Here is a 17,404-nt window from a genome sequence, read left to right on the forward strand (position 1 = left end):
AAGAATAACGTTTTACTTAGCAGATAAGAAATCGTTTACAGCAGCAAAAGCATCGGCAATACCTGCTGGATTCTTACCACCTGCCTGTGCCATATCAGGACGGCCACCGCCACCGCCACCAATTTTAGGTGCTATCGCTTTAATCAAATCGCCTGCCTTAATACCCGCCTGATTGCCTTTAGGTGAAACGGCAACAATCAAATTAGCTTTTCCTGACACCTCTGCAGCTAATACCAAGATATCTGATGGATAATCTTGTTTCCAATTATCAGCAACTTGGCGCAGACCATCCATACCGCTAACATCAAGTTGAGCAGTAATATAAGTCAAGTCGTTAACGCGTTCAACATGATTGAAAACTTCTGATGCTGCTTGATTGGCTAGTTGTGCTTCAAGTGATTCGTTTTGTCGCTGTGCTGCACGTAAATCATCTTGCAATTGTTGTACTTTAACACGTGATTCAACCGGTTTTTGCACCTTCAAATCAGCTGCAATCGCCTTTAAAGTATCTGATTCTTCACGATACTGTTGTAAAGCAACCAATCCCGTAACCGCTTCAATACGACGGATACCAGCACCGATACCAGACTCACTCACAATTTTGAAGAGACCTAATTCTGCTGTCGACTTGGCATGCGTACCACCATCAAATTCTTTATTAAAATCACCAATTGAAACAACACGAACCGTTTCGCCATATTTTTCACCAAAGACAGCAACTGCTCCCATCTTCTGTGCCGTTTCAATATCTGTTTCAACCCAAGAAATAGGTAGATTTTCGGCGATTTTTTCATTCACGAGATCCTCAATGGCTAGTAACTGTGTTGCATCAACTGGTCCATCATTAGTAAAATCAAAACGTAAATAATCAGGCTCGACTAGTGAACCAGCTTGATGAACATCGCCACCTATTATAAGACGTAAGCTTTGGTCCAGCATATGTGTCGCCGTATGATTCTTTGATACCGCAATATGGCGTGCCATATCAACTTGTAAGTCAACAATATCATTAACTTGAAAATCTTTGGTAACCGTTACCGTGTGTAAATGTTGACCATTAGGTGCACGTTGTACGTCCACAACTTGTGCAATGACTTCATTTTCAAATAGCACGTCTCCTTGATCGGCAATCTGCCCACCCATCTCAGCATAAAAATGGTGTCTGATCAAAAATAACCTGCACAGTCTCTCCAGCCGTTGCCGTATCCAGCAAGGCATCAATACCTTGTGTATCTTGCCCAACAATAGCTGCAATTGTTGCCTGCTTTACCTCAGTTTGTGTCCAACCGACATATTCTGATGGTACATGCAAATCGGTTAGTACTGCATTTTGAACACCCATTGACTTATCATTTGAACGTGCAGCACGCGCACGCTCTTTTTGCTCTTGCAAAGCTTGATTATAGCCTACAACGTCTACATCAAGATTAGCATCCGCTGCCTGCTCTTGTGTTAATTCCAATGGAAAACCGTAGGTATCCGATAACTTAAAGGCTGCCGCACCACTAATACGCTTTTCACCACTAGCTTTTGCTTCAGCAATCACATCACGCAATAAAGCCAAACCACCAGTCAAAGTTTGATTAAAACGCTTTTCTTCACGGGCAATGATTTTTTGAATTTTATCTGTGTTTTCTTTTACTTCAGGATAATAACTAGCCATAATATCCGCAACAATCGGCACTAGTCCTGACAAAAATTCACCTTGAATATCTAATTTACGGCCATGTAATACAGCTCGACGAATGAGGCGACGAATAACATATCCACGTCCCTCATTTGAAGGAAGGGCACCGTCACCAATGGCAAAGGTAACAGCACGAATATGATCTGCAATCACTTTAAAGCTTGTATTCGTTTCTGAATCTTGTGTTGTATCGTAAACTTTATCTGTCAATTTTTCAGTTGCACGAATAATTGGCAAAAACAAATCAGTATCAAAATTAGTGCGACCATTTTGGAATACAGAAACTAAACGCTCTAGTCCCATCCCTGTATCAATGTTTTTATGTGGTAATTCTGGATATTGCGTATTATCTGTCAGACCAGGTAAATGATTAAATTGCGAGAACACAATATTCCAGATTTCCAAATAACGTTCATTCTCACCACCTGGATACATTTCAGGATCATCATCCGGCAAATCTTGGAATGCTGGTCCTCTATCAAAGAAAATCTCTGAGTCAGGGCCTGAAGGTCCCTCACCAATATCCCAAAAATTATCTTCGACTTCATAGACATGTCCGGCTGGCAAATCAGTATCATTTTCCCAAATCGTCTTAGCTTCTTTATCTCGTGGGTATACTGTGACATAAAGCTTTTCTTTATCCAATCCATACCATTCTGGACTTGTTAACAATTCCCACGCCCAAGGAATGACCTCTTTTTAAAGTAATCGCCTACCGAAAAGTTGCCCATCATTTCAAACAATGTATGATGTCGTGCTGTTTTACCAACATTTTCAATATCATTTGTTCGAATCGCTTTTTGCGCATTCGTAATGCGTGGATTCTTTGGTACGACTGAACCATCAAAATATTTTTTAATGTTGCAACTCCTGAATTAATCCACAACAATGTTGGATCGTCAACCGGAATCAAATTTTTTGAAGGTACGATTTCATGACCTTTAGACGCAAAGAAATCCAAAAACATTTGGCGAATCTCTGCCGATGATAATTCTTTCATATCAGCTAATCTCCTTAAATATTAAAAAACGCCTCTGCATAAGATGCGGACGTGTTACCGTGGTACCACCGCACTTTGCAAAGACGTTGTTTGTCATTTACCTTAAAACTCATAACGCTGAGACGCGGTGTGGATGAGCACACTTTTTCGTTGGGAGCATAAGTAAGCTATTGTGCACCTCACAGCTACCGGTACATTTCTGAATGTCAACTAACTTACCTATATATCCAACGATTAAAAATAATTCTCACAGAAAATTATTCTACTGTTGTCTATTCTATCACACTTACCAACCAATATGATTATCAGATTCAGGTAGCGCTAGCTGATGTGCATTTAACTCATCAAATACTTGCGCCAATATGGTTAATGCCTGATTGAGCTCTTCTTCCGTTATGACCAATGGCGGTTGAAAACGTAAAATATTGCCTCTTAAACTAATGATAATCACACCAAGTTCAAAAGCACGATAAATGATTTTAGTTGTTGCCTCAACATCTGCTTCTCCTGCTTGATTGACAATATCGACGCCACCATTTAAACCATAAAAACGAACATCCCCAATAAAAGTATACTGCGCTGCCATTTGATGGAAAAATGTCTCAGCAATCTGGCCTAGTCGTGCTGAACGTTCAATCAAATGTTCTTCTTCTATAACGTCTAGTGTTGCTAAAGCCGCTGCAGATGTGACAGGATTTCCAGCGGTTGTATATAAATTAGCTGGTGCATCTAAACTATCCATAATATCGCGTCGACCAATAACCGCACTCAACGGTAAGCCACTAGCAATCGATTTACCAATGCTCATCATATCAGGTACAATGCCGAAATGATCAATACTCCACATTTTACCAGTACGGCCTAATCCCTGATTCACCTCATCAACAGCAAACACAATACCATGCTGACGTGTAAATTCATAAACTAAATCCATATATTGCTGGGGTGCTTTAACGATGCCACCATCTCCTTGAATGGCTTCAATTAGAACCAATGCCACTTCTTCAGCTGGTAAGTAAGTTTCAAAGGGTAATTTGAATTGTTCAAATAAACGTTTTGAAAAGGTATCATCATCTTCCCCATCCAAGCGCTGATTTTGGTCAGGATAAGGTACCTTAACAATATCAGGTAATAACGGTCCCATTTTTCTGGACATGTTCAAGCTCACACCAGAAACTGACATTGATCCAAATGTTGATCCATGATAAGCACCAGTAAAACTAACAATGTAAGAACGACCAGTATAAGCACGCGCAAACTTTATAATGGCATCATTAGCGTCTGAACCTGAATTACCAAATGCTACCTTTTTATCACCATCTCCCGGTGCCAATTGAACTAACCGTTGTGCTAATGTAGCTGTCGTTGTGTTAGCAAAATACGCAGGTGTATATTGTATCAACTTGGCAGCTTGTTCTTGAATTGCTCGAACAACTTTAGGGTGTGAATGACCTGTATTGGTTGCACTTGCGCTGGCTAATAGATCAATATATTGATGATGATCTACATCAGTAATGATGGCGCCGGCACCTTTTTCAAGCACAATATCATAGTATTTAATGCGTGCTGTTTTTGCTAGATCTTGATTTTCTTGAGCTAAAATACGTTCATTATTAGACATACCATTTCTCCTCAATTGAAAACAAAAACAGCCAGTTTGTAAACTGACTGTTTGACCGTTATTTAACCATTTTGCTTACTGTGTCGTACACCATATAACAAGTAAACTAATAATCCAATTATGAACCAGACACCGGCATAAAGTTGTGCATCTCTACTTAATCCTGAGAAAACCCACATGCTCAGCAAACCAGCAATGGCAGGCGTAACAGGGTACCCTGGCATTTTAAAACCGGCTTCTGGTAAGTCAACACCTTCTCGTTTACGTAATGCATAAATACCAAATGAAACAAAGATAAACGCAATTAATGTTCCTGCAGAAATCAATTGTGCCAAGAAAGTGAATGGGAAGACACCACCAATAATCACTGCAACAATTGTTAATACAAGTAGTGCATTATTAGGTAAGCCTTTCTTATTCAACGTACCCAATGATTTAGGTAATAAGCCATCTCGACCGAATGAGTAAAGCAAACGTGAACCTGCCATCATCATACCAATCAAGGCAGTAAACATTCCGATTACGGCAATACCTTGTACAACTGTGGCCACACCACCAAATCCAGCTTCACGCAATGCCCAACCAATAGGTTCCGCATTGTCTTTATAGTTCGTATATTTAAACATTCCCACCAAAACTAAGGAAACGGCTGAGAATAATGAAACGGCAATAACTAATGATCCCAAAATACCACGTGGCATTGTCTTTTGCGGATTTTTAGCTTCAGCTGAATTGGCTGCAATCGAATCAAATCCGATATAAGCCAAGAAAATCATTGCGACACCAGCTTGGATTCCAGCCCAACCACCAAATGGTGTGCCATCAGGATTAGTACTTGGTGCTGGAATGAATGGGTGATAGTTAGCAGGGTGTACAGCGGTTAAACCAACAACAATGAAGATTAGCACTGCAATAACTTTAGCAATTACTAATATCATTTCAACACGTGATGTAGAAGATACTGAAAGTGATAACAAAACTGCGACAATAAGAATTGCAACAATGGCAACTAAGTCAACAACCCCACCACTAGGACCAGAAATTGATTCGGACCAACCAAATAGCCCATGTGTATCGAGTGCGCCCGCCAAGTTATCGGGTACTTTAAGACCTAGCATTGCCAATTCTGCACGGAAGTTAGCCGATAACCCTGATCCCACGAATGCGACAGCAATGAAATATTCAGCCAATAAGGCCCAACCGGCAATCCAACCAAATACTTCGCCAAAAATGACGTTAATCCATGAATAGGCTGATCCCGCAAATGGCATAGTTGATGCCATTTCAGCATACGCCAAGGCAACGAAGCCTGCGACAATGGCTGCTGCCAAAAATGACAATATTACAGCTGGTCCAGCATGCTGCGCTGCTACGACACCTGGTAAGGTGAAAATGGATGTTGATACAATTGTTCCGACGCCCAGCGCCAAGAAATCTTTAACGCCTAACACGCGATGTAAATGTTTATCTGATGCTAAATATCTATCTGGCGAATTCTTTTTGATGATGCGTTGCCATATGCCCATAAATTTTCTCCAACTTTAAAATATAATGAGACTATTATACACAATTATTAATTTATTTTCAAGTTACCGTTGAAACCACTGATTATAACTATCATTATATTATTATTATTTTTAACTATAGCTAATTTCATCTAGATATAGGCCGGCCGCAGCTGCCGTAAAACGTGCTTGCGAACGATCTTTGACTTCAATTAAGCGTTGAATATCATGAACTGGTCGCTTCCCTGTCCCAATTTCCAATAAAACACCAACCATAATACGAATTTGATTATACAAAAAGGCGTTGCCTTCAAATATAAAAACAATTTCCTGTTCATCAGGCTTATTAATAATGTCGGCACGTGTAATCCGACGGATTGTTGTTTGAGTTTGATTACCAGAAGCCGCAAAGCTCGCAAAATCATGTTCTCCCAATAAGTCAGGTAACGCTTTCTCAATGCGTTGAATATCTAATGGCCAGTGAAAATGACCAGCATATTTCCGCTTAAATGGATCGACAAAATCTTGCGTTGATAAACGATAAAAATATCTCTTATGATGCGAATTAAATCTCGCATGAAAGTCATCGTTAACAATTTCAACCTCTCGAATCATAATGTCACGTGGCAATAAAGTATTCAACCCTTTGCGTACACTAGCTGCAGGTATATTAAACGGCAAGTCAAAATTAATAACTTGTCCAAGTGCATGCACACCAGTATCTGTTCGAGAAGCACCAATGACACGAATTGGTGTTGCTGGATTTTTGGCCATCTGATTGACGACTTTGTTGAGCTCTCCTTGAACTGTTCGCACATCATTTTGTACTTGAAAACCAAAAAATCCTGAACCATCATAACTTACAATTGCTTTATAACGCGGCATACTCATACTCCTTTGTACTCTAAAAAAGACGCTTAGTGCGTCCGCCTTTAAAATAAGTCAAATTAAATTAAATACAAAACTGAAAAGAAAATAATAGAAAACAGAAGTAAACTTGCAAAAGCTTGATAATCCTGTTTTTTATATTTTAAAATGCGATATTTAGTACGATGCTCGGCATCTTTAAATCCCCGGACTTCCATGGCATTAGCTAAGTCTAGTGCGCGTTGTAAGGCACCAACAAACAGCGGAATCAGTAGTGGTACAATCGCCTTAGCACGTTTCACCGGCCCACCTGTTGAAAAACTCATACCTCGTGATTTTTGAGCATTCATAATTTTTTGTGTCTCATCCATTAATAATGGTACAAAACGTAAAGCAATTGAAAGCATCAAAGCCATTTCTGCAACTGGTACTTTAAGCGATTTTAATGGTTTTAATAGCGATTCTAGCGCATTTGCAATACTGGTGGGTGGTGTTGTCAATGTCATAATTGTCGACATTAAAATAATTAAAACAAAACGAAACATGACAAACAAAGCATTAATCACACCAGGCAGGGTAACTTTAATAAAACCAAAATGTAGTAATACCGGTGTACCCCCAGTGAAAAATATCTGCAACACAATTGTGAAGGCTAGTAGCCAAAAGATTGGCTTTAAACCATCAATATACATTTTAAGCGGTTGTTGCGTTAATAAAATAGTGAACCAGACAAATATCGCCGCTACTAGATAAGTTGACCACGTATTTGCCCATAACATGAGCAAGATGAATACAAAAGTACCAATAATTTTTGTTCGAGGATCTAACTGATGAACGACTGACTTTCCAGGAACGAAACGACCAATCATAATATTACCCATGCGTTGTCCCCCTAGAATTAATGAGATCTGTTAATGCTTTAATGGTTAACGGCCTTTGCTCAAACTGCCAGTCTTGCTGTCTAAGCTTTTCGGCAAATTGCCCAGCTTTTGGTAAATCCAACTTCATGTCAGTAAACCATTGTATATCACGATTAAACAATTGTTCTGGCGCTTCTTGCGCTGCCACTTTACCTTCATGCATAACAATGACCTGATCTGCAATTTGAGCCACATGATCCATTTGATGTGAAATTAAAATCACTGTTTTATTCAACGTCTTTAATTCAATAACCAAATTTAATAATTCTTGTTGACCCCTAGGGTCTAGCCCGGCTGCAGGTTCGTCCAAAACAACGATATCAGGATTACTAGCCAACGCACCAGCAATGGCAATACGCCGCATTTGCCCACCCGATAGTTCAAACGGAGATTTCTCCCATAGCGTCTCAGATACATTTAGACGCTTTAGGGCAATTTCTGCGGCGTTTTTGGCATCAGATCGACTGTATCCAAAATTAATTGGCCCATACATCACATCTTCCAGAACAGTATTTGCAAACAGTTGATTTTCTGGAAATTGAAATACCATGCCAACCTTTTCACGAATGCGCATCAATTCTTTTTCTTTAGTGTTTGCGGTGATGTGGTGATCTGCAACGGTTACCTGCCCTTCAGTGGGCAACAATAAACCATTAATATGCTGAATCAGTGTCGATTTCCCTGATCCAGTCTGACCAACTACAGCCGTCACTTGCCCTGTTGGAAAGTTCGCCGTGATGTCAAATAGGATCGGCTGTTCAAGTGACGTCCCTGCACCATAACTAAAATTTACTTGTTGGAAGTTGATAGCCAAGAAATTAATTCACTTTCATTTAAGTATTTTTGGGGTTTTTGATTCAAATGCGCAACTACTTCACCAGAAAAAGGTAAGCCCAACCCGTTGTGATGCAAAACGTCTGCTTCTGAAAAGACTTGCGCGGGTGTACCATCTAAAATCAATTGTCCATCATTAATCACAACTACGCGATCAGCTAGTGCTGCCTCATCCATGTCATGCGTAATCGTCACCAAAGTTAATGCATCACCAAACTGCTCTTTTAACTGTGTCAGTGTTGCCATTACTGCCTGCCGTCCTTCAGGATCAAGCATTGCCGTCGCCTCATCTAAAATAATGATTTTAGGTTGTAAAGCGAGCACACTAGCTAGTGCTACGCGTTGCTTTTGACCACCAGATAACGTATGTGGTTCTCGATCCTGATATTCAGACATCCCGACAATTTCGAGCGTTTTAGCAATCATTTTTGGCATGAGTTTTGTATCAATTTCATTATTCTCTAAACCAAATGCCACATCATCAGCGACGGTAGCACCAACAAATTGGTTATCTGGATTTTGGAAAACCATACCAATTTGGCTACGAACGTCATTAACCGTTGATTCAGATAAAACTTGATTGAATACGGTAATTCCACCTTGTGTTGGCGTTAACAACCCCATAATTAATTTTGCTAAAGTCGACTTGCCAGAGCCATTATGGCCGACCAAAGCCACCCACTGTCCAGGATCAATCGTTAAATTAAAATCCTGAAATAACGTCGTCTGATTTTGGTACTGATATGTTAAATTGTTAATCTTAATCGCATTTTCCATTAGCTATTATTTTATCATAATATTATCGTATAGGCCGTAATAAAATGTAAAGCTACTTTCACAAACTTTTCAAGCGATAATTCTTTTAAAATAGCTTTTATAGCGCTATAATTGTATTGGCTTTACTATTATCATATTACATTTTTCACAAAGGAAGAGTTTTTATCATGCCAAAAAGAACATTGTTGTCGTCGGTGCGGGGTTTGGTGGTGTTTTTGCAGCCAAACTCCTATCTCATAAGTTAAAGTCACAAAAAGATTATGACATTATCCTTATCGACAAACATTCTTACTTTACTTATATGACAGAATTACATGAAGTGGCCTCACAACGTGTGGCACCACAACATGTCCAAGAAGATCTAGAACATCTCTTTTACCAACATAAAAACGTTAAGCTTTTAACTGCCGAAGTTAATGGTGTTGATAAATCTAAACGAATCGTCAGTACAACCCAAGGTGATGTCCCCTACGAAAAGTTAATCTTAGCTGTCGGTGGCCAATCCAATGACTTTGGTACCCCTGGCGTTAAAGAACACGGATTTGAACTATGGTCAATGGAAGAATCTCTAACCATTCGTAATCATATTGAAAACACCGTTGGTCAAGGGGCTGCGGAATTAGATCCAGTTAAGCGTGAACAGATGCTAACAATAGCTGTTGTTGGTTCTGGGTTCACAGGAACTGAATTAATGGGTGAGTTCATTGAGCAACGTAAGGTCCTCGCTAAGACTTACAAGCTTGATGAGAATGAAATTAAACTTGTCATGTTAGAAGCCTCACCACAGATTTTAAATATGCTAAAAGATCGTAAATTAGCTGACAAAGCATACCGTTATATGACTGAACACGGTGTTGATATTCGCACCGATTCACGTGTTACATCAGTTGATGAAACCGGTATTACGTTTGCAGATGGTTCACGCTTAGCCACGCGTTCATTAATTTGGACAGCTGGTGTTAAAGCTAAATCATTCATCTCTGATTGGGGATTCAAATATGGCCGTGGTGGTCGTATTGAAGCAGATGATTATATGCGCGCTACTTCAGATGACGACAGTGCAGAGGAACATATTTATGTTGCCGGTGATACTTTGTCTTATGTCGATAAGACAACTGGTCCGGTGCCACAAACTGTTGAAGGTGCAGAGAATGCCGCGAAAACAGCAGTCATTAATATATTAGCTGACTTAGGATTAGGTTCACGTAAGACATTCACCGATGTTGTGAAATATCACGGATTTGCTGTATCGATCGGTTCACATTATACAGTTGCCAGTCTTTTAAAGAATATCAACATTTCTGGCTTTATGGCCGGTATGGCTAAACACGCCATTAACTTGTATTTCTATTCTCAAATTCGTTCTGCGTATTCTATTTTCAACTATACTTTGGATGAATTCTTCCGTACTGAAAATGGCCGTAATCCATTTAGAGGTACAATTTCTCGCTTAGGTAACGTTTTGTGGGCAACCCCGCTACGTCTATTACTCGGTGTTTTCTGGATCCTAGCAGCACTTGGCAATCTAAATACCGGTATGAACGACCTCTTCTGGCAACAAGGTATTGCCAGTTTCTTAGAACTTATCGTTGGTTCTGGTTTGATTTTTAGGCCTATTCACTTGGCCCCTTGGTTTAGTTTCAATCATTTTGGCAATTAGTGCTTGGGCAATGAATGGTTTTGATGTCATCCATTGGTTCTTAATCTTAGGTAGCCTTGCCATCATGAATGGATCCGGCCGTGGTATTGGTTTAGATTTCTTTGTTGTACCTTTACTCCAAAAATGGTTTGGTCAATTATGGTATGGTAAAGCAAAATCATACTACGATGAAATTCATAAATAAGTTATAATGATAGAGTGTGGCAGTGATGCTACATTCCGTACATAAAGAGTTGAAAAGAGAAAACTATGGCGACGTCACCTACATTGCCAATAATTTGGGATGAATTTCCAGAATTAAAAAACCACTAGAATTAGTGCTTCAGCAAGTTTCTAGTAGTTGGACAATTGGCTTCAAAGATATTGACACTGCGATCAAATCACAATTAAACGCTGGTAAACTTGTTAGACCTGCATTAACATTACTATTTTCTGAGTTAACTGATGAAGCTTACAATGAAAATGCTATTACATTGGGTGCTAGTGTCGAATTACTTCACTTAGCGACACTTATTCATGATGATATTATTGATGAATCTAAGTTAAGGCGCGGTCAGACAAGCATACAAACACGTTTTGGTAAGGATACCGCCGTTTATTCGGGTGATTATTTACTGACTGGTATGTTTACTTTGCTTAACAAGGTTAATAATATTGAAGTTAATCAGTACGCAAATGAGTCCTTAAAAGAAATACTATTTGGTGAATTATCACAAAAACAAAATCGTTATCGACTAGATATGACTTTTGACGAGTATCTTCTTCAAATTAAAGGTAAAACAGCTGCGCTGTTTAGAATGAGTACGTTATTTGGTATAATGAGTCGTCCAAATGACGAAATCAACAACTTTCGCGATTTAATGCAAAAAATTGGCGAAACTATGGGTATGACATTTCAATTATTAGATGATTATTTAGATTTTTCTGAATTAGGTGATAACCTCGCATTAGGTAAACCAACTGGTCAAGATATACAAAATGGTATCTACACCGCTCCCATATTGTTTGCCTTGCAAGATGAGACAAAACGTAATGACTTAAAAAACTTCTTGCACTACGTGATGCCATCACGCCAACGCAATTAAATCAATTACATGAACTTGTTGTTAACGCGCATGCTATTGAACAATTAAATGATTTATTGATGCACAATAACGAGCAATTAAATGCTTTAATTGAATCATTGCCTGATACCAAAATCAAACAACAATTACAGTTATTAAATACCAGATTACTTCATCGACATCAATAAAAAACGTATTGCTTATTAGCAATACGTTTTTATTTTAATAATGATTAGTCAACGAGTTCCAAGATGACCAATTGAGCGGCATCGCCACGACGTTGGACAGTCTTGAGAATTCGTGTATACCCACCATTACGCTCTGCGAAACGGGGTGCAACATCATCAAACAACTTTTGTAAAGCTGTTTGTACCTTTACATTATCATCATTTTCGATAACATCAGCAACTTCATTGCGAACGAATGCAGCAGCCTTACGACGTGCTGACAAATCACCGCGCTTACCTAATGTAATCATTTGATCAGTAGTCTTACGAACTTCTTTTGCGCGAGCTTCAGTTGTTGTAATACGACCATTAATTAGTAAATCAGTAGTCAAATCACGCAACATCGCTTTACGTTGTGAGCTTGTACGACCCAACTTACGATATGTCATTGGTGAATCCTCCTTTGTATTAGTAGTTTAAAGTCATGCGTTAATCTTCCTTGCGAAATCCAAGACCCATTTCAATGAGCTTTTCTTGGATTTCATCAAGTGATTTCCGACCGAGATTACGTACTTTCATCATGTCGGCTTCAGAACGATCAGTCAACTCCGATATGGTGTTAATGCCGGCCCGTTTAAGACAATTATAAGAACGAACTGATAAATCTAAATCTTCAATTGGTGCAGAATCCTGTACAGAAGAAACTGTTTGTTCAACATCTACCATTACTTCAGTCTCTGCAGCAACACTAGAAATATCAGTGAACAAATTCAAATGTTCAGATAAAATCTTCGCACCTAAACTCAAAGCATCACTTGGCTTGATAGAACCATTTGTCCAAATATCAAAAGTGAGCTTGTCATAATCATCACGTTGACCAACACGAGTATTCTCAACTTGATAATTAACACGTTCAATTGGTGTATAAATTGAATCAACCGCCAAAACGCCGATTGGCATTTCATCACGCAATTGCTTGTTTTCATCAGCTGATGAATAACCACGACCCTTTACTGCCGTGACTGTCATATGCAATGACTTACCTGCTGCTACAGTAGCTAAGTGCAATTCTGGATTCAAAACTTCAATATCAGCACTGCCCTGTAAATCAGCGGCAGTAACTTCTGCTGGACCTTGAACATCAATTTCAAGGCTTTTTTCTTCATCAGAATCAATAGCTAGCACAACTTTTTTCAAATTTAAAATTAGTTGAGTAACATCCTCAACAACGCCATCCACAGTCGAAAACTCGTGGACAACGCCATCAATCTGGACCGTATTAACGGCTGCGCCTGGAAGCGATGACAACAAGATGCGACGCAAGGAATTACCAAGAGTCGTACCATAGCCACGCTCAAGAGGCTCTACAACAAACTTGCCGTAGCGGGCATCCTCTTCGATGTTATGAATGTTTGGCTTTTCAAATTCAATCATCTGTTAATTATTTACCCCTTCTTTCACAGCAAGAGCAATGAAATTCGATTAAACACGACGACGCTTTGGTGGACGTGAACCGTTGTGTGGTACTGGGGTAACATCTTTAATTGATGTCACTTCCAAGCCTGCAGCTGCCAAAGCGCGAATAGCTGATTCACGACCTGAACCAGGTCCTTTAACAGTTACCGCAACAGTGCGCATGTTTTGTTCCATGGCACTTTTAGCTGCTGCTTCAGCAGCTAATTGAGCTGCGAACGGTGTTGACTTACGACTTCCTTTGAAGCCAAGTGCACCGGCTGATGACCAAGAAACTGCGTTACCTTGAACATCTGTAATCATGATGATGGTGTTATTAAACGTTGAATGGATGTGAGCCACACCAGTTTCAATATTCTTTTTCACACGGCGCTTACGCGTTGTACGACCTGCCATCTATCTGCCTCCTTTTCAATACTTTATCTATAATTTCTCGGATTATACTTTATATAATCAACAATACGTAACTAATGGTTACGATAATCATTTGCAGTATCGGTGAGGATGACTGCAGAAAAAGGTCATTATATTTATGTAAGAATAGTTTCCTATCCTATTAAAAAATAATTACTTCTTCTTACCAGCAATTGCTTTAGCTGGGCCTTTACGTGTACGGGCATTATTTTTCGTGTTTTGTCCACGAACTGGTAAGCCCTTACGATGACGAATGCCACGGTAAGCAGCGATTTCTTGCAATCCCTTGATATCAAGTGATATCTTACGACGCAAATCACCTTCCAATTGTAAGTTCAATTGGTCCACAGCTGCACGGATAGCATCTTCTTGATCAGAAGTTAAATCACGTACACGAACATCTTCAGAAACTTTTGCTTCTGTTAAGACCTTCTGTGCTGTAGTATTACCGATTCCGTAAATGTAAGTTAAGCCAATGACAATACGCTTGTCACGTGGCAAATCTATACCTGCAATACGAGCCATAACAATTTACCTCCTTATAGTATGTAATTAAGGCTAAACCTTAATTGATTTTATTTTTACTTGCCTGCACGTTGCTTATGCTTAGGGTTAGCTGAGCAAATAATCATTGTGCGACCATTACGCTTGATAACACGACAAGCATCACACATCTTTTTAACTGATGGACGTACTTTCATAATCTATTCCTCCTATTCGGTTAACTGATTATTTCAATCGCCTATTTGAAACGATACGTAATACGACCCTTCGTTAAGTCGTAAGGTGACATTTCAACAGTAACACGATCTCCTGGCAATATTCGGATAAAATTCTTACGAATCTTACCAGATACATGCGCCAAAATAACCGCACCATTTTCAAGTTGTACTTGGAACATTGCATTAGGTAATGTTTCTTTTACTTTACCTTCAATTTCGATGACATCATTGGCCACGCACTTAACCTCCTGTGCTTCATGTTATATCAAATGACAGTGTCCAACTAGCATATTCTACCAGAAAAAACAATGATATTCAATATTTTTAGTGTTTAGAAATGAATTAATCCAAACTATCTAAAACTTTTTTCACATCATGATACACGTCGTTAACTTCGCGACCACCATTAATTGCATGTAACACACCTGACTTTTGATAATAATCTACCAAAGGCAAGTTTGCTGCTTTATTAACAGCTAAGCGATTGTCAATTACTTCTGGTGTATCGTCTTCACGTCCACGTCCAAGTAATCTTTCACGCAAAATATCATCAGAAACTTCGAAATAAATAGTTGCCGAAATTTTCTTGCCGTTTTCAGCTAAATATTGATCTAAGAAAATTGCTTGTGCTTCATTTCTAGGATAACCATCTAGCATAAAGCCGGCTTCGACATCATCTTTTTCTAATCGATCAGCAACCATTGCATTAGTAATTTCATCTGGAACTAAATCACCTGCGTCCATAAAAGCTCTTGCTTTTTGGCCAAGATCAGTGTCATTTGCCAAGTTAGCACGGAAAATATCGCCCGTACTAATATGAACAAGTGGATAGTCCTTTACTATAAGATCTGCTTCAGTACCTTTACCGGCACCTGGCAAACCCAATAAAATCAAATTTTTAGCCATTAGTTGCCTCCCGAGCTGCTAATTGTTCCTTTTTAATAAATCCAATATAATTACGCTTTTGCATTAATCCATCGATTTGACGAATCAAATCTAGTGCAACACCAATAGTAATCAGTAAGCTAGTACCACCTAATCCAATGCGTTCGTTTAGCCCCCAAATATCTCCAGCGATTAATGGCACTAATGCTACGAATCCCAAGAACAAAGAACCAACAAAACTCAAATTAAGTAGTAATTGCGAAACAAAGGCTTTTGTTTCTTTTCCGGGGCGAATACTTACAATATAAGCACCCTGCTTCTGTAAATTATCAGATAGCTTTTCAGGATTAACTTGAACAAAGGCATAAAAATAAGTAAAGACGATAATTAGAACAGTATATAATATAGCACCTGGTACAGTTGTCATACTAAACAACTGTTGCATCACTTGATACCATCCTGCCGAACTGTATTTATCCTGGAAAGCAAATAAGACGGTTTGTGGTGTTGAAATAAATGATGATGCAAAGATAACCGGTATCACACCAGATACATTGACCTTCAGTGGCAAATAGGCTTCACTCCCATATGCTGCTGCTGATCGCGTATACTGCATCTGTAATCGGCGAGTGGCTTCATAGAACCATGTCACAATTGCAATGACTAAGACAATCGCAATGAGTAACACAATCATAAACACCCAACCGTTTACTTTTTCATTTGCACTGGCTTCTAATATATTCTCCTTAAAGAGCTCATATAAGCCAGATGGTACTTGTGAAATAATACCTGCAAAAATGACCATGGAAACACCGTTTCCTAATCCTTTTTCAGTAATCATTTCGCCAAGCCAAACTGCAAACATTGTTCCAATTGTCATTACTGATCCAATAATCACAAATGAACTCAAACTATTAGTTTGACTCACCAATCCGTATGCTGACAGTGAATTAAATCCAGCTGTTATACCTACAGATTGGACAAAAGCAAGTACAAGGGTCAACCATCGTGTGGCGTTGTTCAACTTTCGTCTTCCAACTTCACCTTGCTTACTCCATTCCACAAAGCGAGGCACGATATCTAATTGCAAAAGTTGCACAACAATTTGTGCCGTCACGTATGGTGAAACACCCATTGCAAACAACGAGTAATTCATCAAGCCGCCACCAGAGAATATGTTTAATATATTCATTAACCCAGAATTGGCCATATTCGTCAAAGCAGCAGGATCAACACCAGGAACTGTAATATGTGTCCCTATTCTGTAGACAAACAGAATCAAAAATGTCCATCCCAACTTCTTTCGAATATCTTTCTCACGTACTGCATTAAATAACGTGCTAAGCATTAAATCACCTCAGTAGAACCACCGGCTTGTTCAATTGCAGCAACTGCGGCAGCTGAGAACTTATGTGCTTTAACTGTTAACTTCTTTTCAAGTTGACCAACAGCAAGAATTTTAACACCTGACTTTTGGTTTTTAACAATACCGTTTTCAATCAAAAGTGTTGGTGTTACTTCATCACCATCATTAAAGCTGTTTAACTTGTCCAAATTAACAACTGCGTATTCTTTACGTGAAATATTTGTAAATCCACGCTTTGGAATACGACGGTACAAAGGCATTTGACCACCTTCAAATCCCAAACGTGTCTTACCACGAGCCTTTTGACCCTTTTGACCACGTCCGGCTGTTTTACCGTTACCAGATGATGTACCACGGCCAACACGGTTACGTACTTGACGTGAACCTTCAGCTGGTTGTAATTCATTCAACTTCATTTTCGGTACCTCCTATTTTAGTGAGT

The 17,404-nt window shown here is 39.2% G+C and carries 16 protein-coding genes and 3 pseudogenes; 2 read left to right on the top strand and 17 right to left on the bottom strand.

Annotated elements, in window-relative coordinates:
* Positions 1 to 12 precede the first annotated feature (12 nt).
* The 8 genes and pseudogenes from LEUFL_RS13540 to LEUFL_RS0105960 form a co-directional block, all read right to left on the bottom strand.
* Positions 13 to 1,170 carry a DHHA1 domain-containing protein gene (locus LEUFL_RS13540; RefSeq protein WP_373419077.1) on the bottom strand — a complete coding sequence of 386 codons (1,158 nt, stop codon included), beginning with the start codon at positions 1,168 to 1,170 and terminating at the stop codon, positions 13 to 15.
* Positions 1,145 to 2,687 (bottom strand): annotated as a pseudogene (gene alaS, locus LEUFL_RS13545) (alanine--tRNA ligase). The gene LEUFL_RS13540 and the pseudogene alaS overlap by 26 nt, the downstream one beginning before the upstream one ends.
* Positions 2,688 to 2,973: 286 nt before the next feature.
* On the bottom strand, positions 2,974 to 4,308 hold the full coding sequence (locus LEUFL_RS0105935) for an aspartate aminotransferase family protein (protein WP_010008148.1): 1,335 nt from the start codon (positions 4,306 to 4,308) through the stop codon (positions 2,974 to 2,976).
* Between the two features lie 62 nt (positions 4,309 to 4,370).
* Positions 4,371 to 5,834, bottom strand: a complete 1,464-nt coding sequence (locus LEUFL_RS0105940) for an APC family permease (RefSeq protein WP_010008149.1) — start codon at positions 5,832 to 5,834, stop codon at positions 4,371 to 4,373.
* Between the two features lie 111 nt (positions 5,835 to 5,945).
* Positions 5,946 to 6,698, bottom strand: a complete 753-nt coding sequence (gene truA, locus LEUFL_RS0105945) for a tRNA pseudouridine(38-40) synthase TruA (protein WP_010008151.1) — start codon at positions 6,696 to 6,698, stop codon at positions 5,946 to 5,948.
* A 62-nt stretch (positions 6,699 to 6,760) separates the two neighbouring features.
* Positions 6,761 to 7,561: an energy-coupling factor transporter transmembrane component T family protein gene (locus LEUFL_RS0105950; protein WP_010008153.1), complete on the bottom strand. Its 801-nt coding sequence runs from the start codon at positions 7,559 to 7,561 to the stop codon at positions 6,761 to 6,763.
* Positions 7,554 to 8,414 carry an energy-coupling factor transporter ATPase gene (locus LEUFL_RS0105955; RefSeq protein ID WP_010008155.1) on the bottom strand — a complete coding sequence of 287 codons (861 nt, stop codon included), beginning with the start codon at positions 8,412 to 8,414 and terminating at the stop codon, positions 7,554 to 7,556. Before LEUFL_RS0105955 ends, LEUFL_RS0105950 begins: the two co-directional genes overlap by 8 nt.
* Positions 8,390 to 9,211 (bottom strand): energy-coupling factor transporter ATPase, encoded by an 822-nt coding sequence (locus tag LEUFL_RS0105960; protein ID WP_010008157.1) that lies wholly within the window; start codon positions 9,209 to 9,211, stop codon positions 8,390 to 8,392. The genes LEUFL_RS0105955 and LEUFL_RS0105960 overlap by 25 nt, the downstream gene beginning before the upstream one ends.
* Before the next feature lie 133 nt (positions 9,212 to 9,344).
* On the opposite strand from LEUFL_RS0105960, the pseudogene LEUFL_RS11780 reads away from it, so the two are divergent.
* Positions 9,345 to 11,055, top strand: a pseudogene (locus LEUFL_RS11780) (FAD-dependent oxidoreductase).
* Positions 11,056 to 11,120: 65 nt separating this feature from the next.
* Positions 11,121 to 12,123 (top strand): annotated as a pseudogene (locus LEUFL_RS0105970) (polyprenyl synthetase family protein).
* A gap of 44 nt (positions 12,124 to 12,167) precedes the next feature.
* On the opposite strand, the gene rplQ reads toward LEUFL_RS0105970, so the two are convergent.
* The 9 genes from rplQ to rplO all read right to left on the bottom strand — a co-directional run bounded on the left by rplQ (position 12,168) and on the right by rplO (position 17,378).
* Positions 12,168 to 12,551 carry a 50S ribosomal protein L17 gene (rplQ, locus tag LEUFL_RS0105975; RefSeq protein ID WP_010008160.1) on the bottom strand — a complete coding sequence of 128 codons (384 nt, stop codon included), beginning with the start codon at positions 12,549 to 12,551 and terminating at the stop codon, positions 12,168 to 12,170.
* A gap of 40 nt (positions 12,552 to 12,591) precedes the next feature.
* A complete protein-coding gene (locus LEUFL_RS0105980; protein ID WP_010008161.1) occupies positions 12,592 to 13,536 on the bottom strand; it encodes a DNA-directed RNA polymerase subunit alpha in 945 nt (314 codons plus the stop codon).
* Between the two features lie 48 nt (positions 13,537 to 13,584).
* A complete protein-coding gene (rpsK, locus tag LEUFL_RS0105985; protein WP_010008162.1) occupies positions 13,585 to 13,971 on the bottom strand; it encodes a 30S ribosomal protein S11 in 387 nt (128 codons plus the stop codon).
* Positions 13,972 to 14,142: 171 nt separating this feature from the next.
* On the bottom strand, positions 14,143 to 14,514 hold the full coding sequence (gene rpsM, locus LEUFL_RS0105990; RefSeq protein ID WP_010008163.1) for a 30S ribosomal protein S13: 372 nt from the start codon (positions 14,512 to 14,514) through the stop codon (positions 14,143 to 14,145).
* A 56-nt stretch (positions 14,515 to 14,570) separates the two neighbouring features.
* Entirely contained in the window at positions 14,571 to 14,690 is a 120-nt protein-coding gene (gene rpmJ, locus LEUFL_RS0105995) for a 50S ribosomal protein L36 (protein WP_002816013.1), read from the bottom strand.
* A gap of 41 nt (positions 14,691 to 14,731) precedes the next feature.
* Positions 14,732 to 14,947, bottom strand: coding sequence for a translation initiation factor IF-1 (gene infA, locus LEUFL_RS0106000; protein WP_010008166.1), 216 nt, complete (start codon positions 14,945 to 14,947; stop codon positions 14,732 to 14,734).
* 106 nt (positions 14,948 to 15,053) lie between these two features.
* Complete coding sequence (locus LEUFL_RS0106005; protein ID WP_010008167.1) at positions 15,054 to 15,617, bottom strand: adenylate kinase; 564 nt, start codon at positions 15,615 to 15,617, stop codon at positions 15,054 to 15,056.
* The gene (gene secY, locus LEUFL_RS0106010) at positions 15,610 to 16,944 is read right to left on the bottom strand and encodes a preprotein translocase subunit SecY (protein ID WP_010008168.1); all 1,335 of its coding nucleotides are present in this window, start codon (positions 16,942 to 16,944) and stop codon (positions 15,610 to 15,612) included. Before secY ends, LEUFL_RS0106005 begins: the two co-directional genes overlap by 8 nt.
* Positions 16,944 to 17,378: a 50S ribosomal protein L15 gene (rplO, locus tag LEUFL_RS0106015; RefSeq protein ID WP_010008169.1), complete on the bottom strand. Its 435-nt coding sequence runs from the start codon at positions 17,376 to 17,378 to the stop codon at positions 16,944 to 16,946. Before rplO ends, secY begins: the two co-directional genes overlap by 1 nt.
* Positions 17,379 to 17,404 lie beyond the last annotated feature (26 nt).

Origin of the sequence: Leuconostoc fallax KCTC 3537 (assembly GCF_000165675.1) — a bacterium.
GTDB classification, from domain to species: Bacteria; Bacillota; Bacilli; order Lactobacillales; family Lactobacillaceae; genus Leuconostoc_B; species Leuconostoc_B fallax.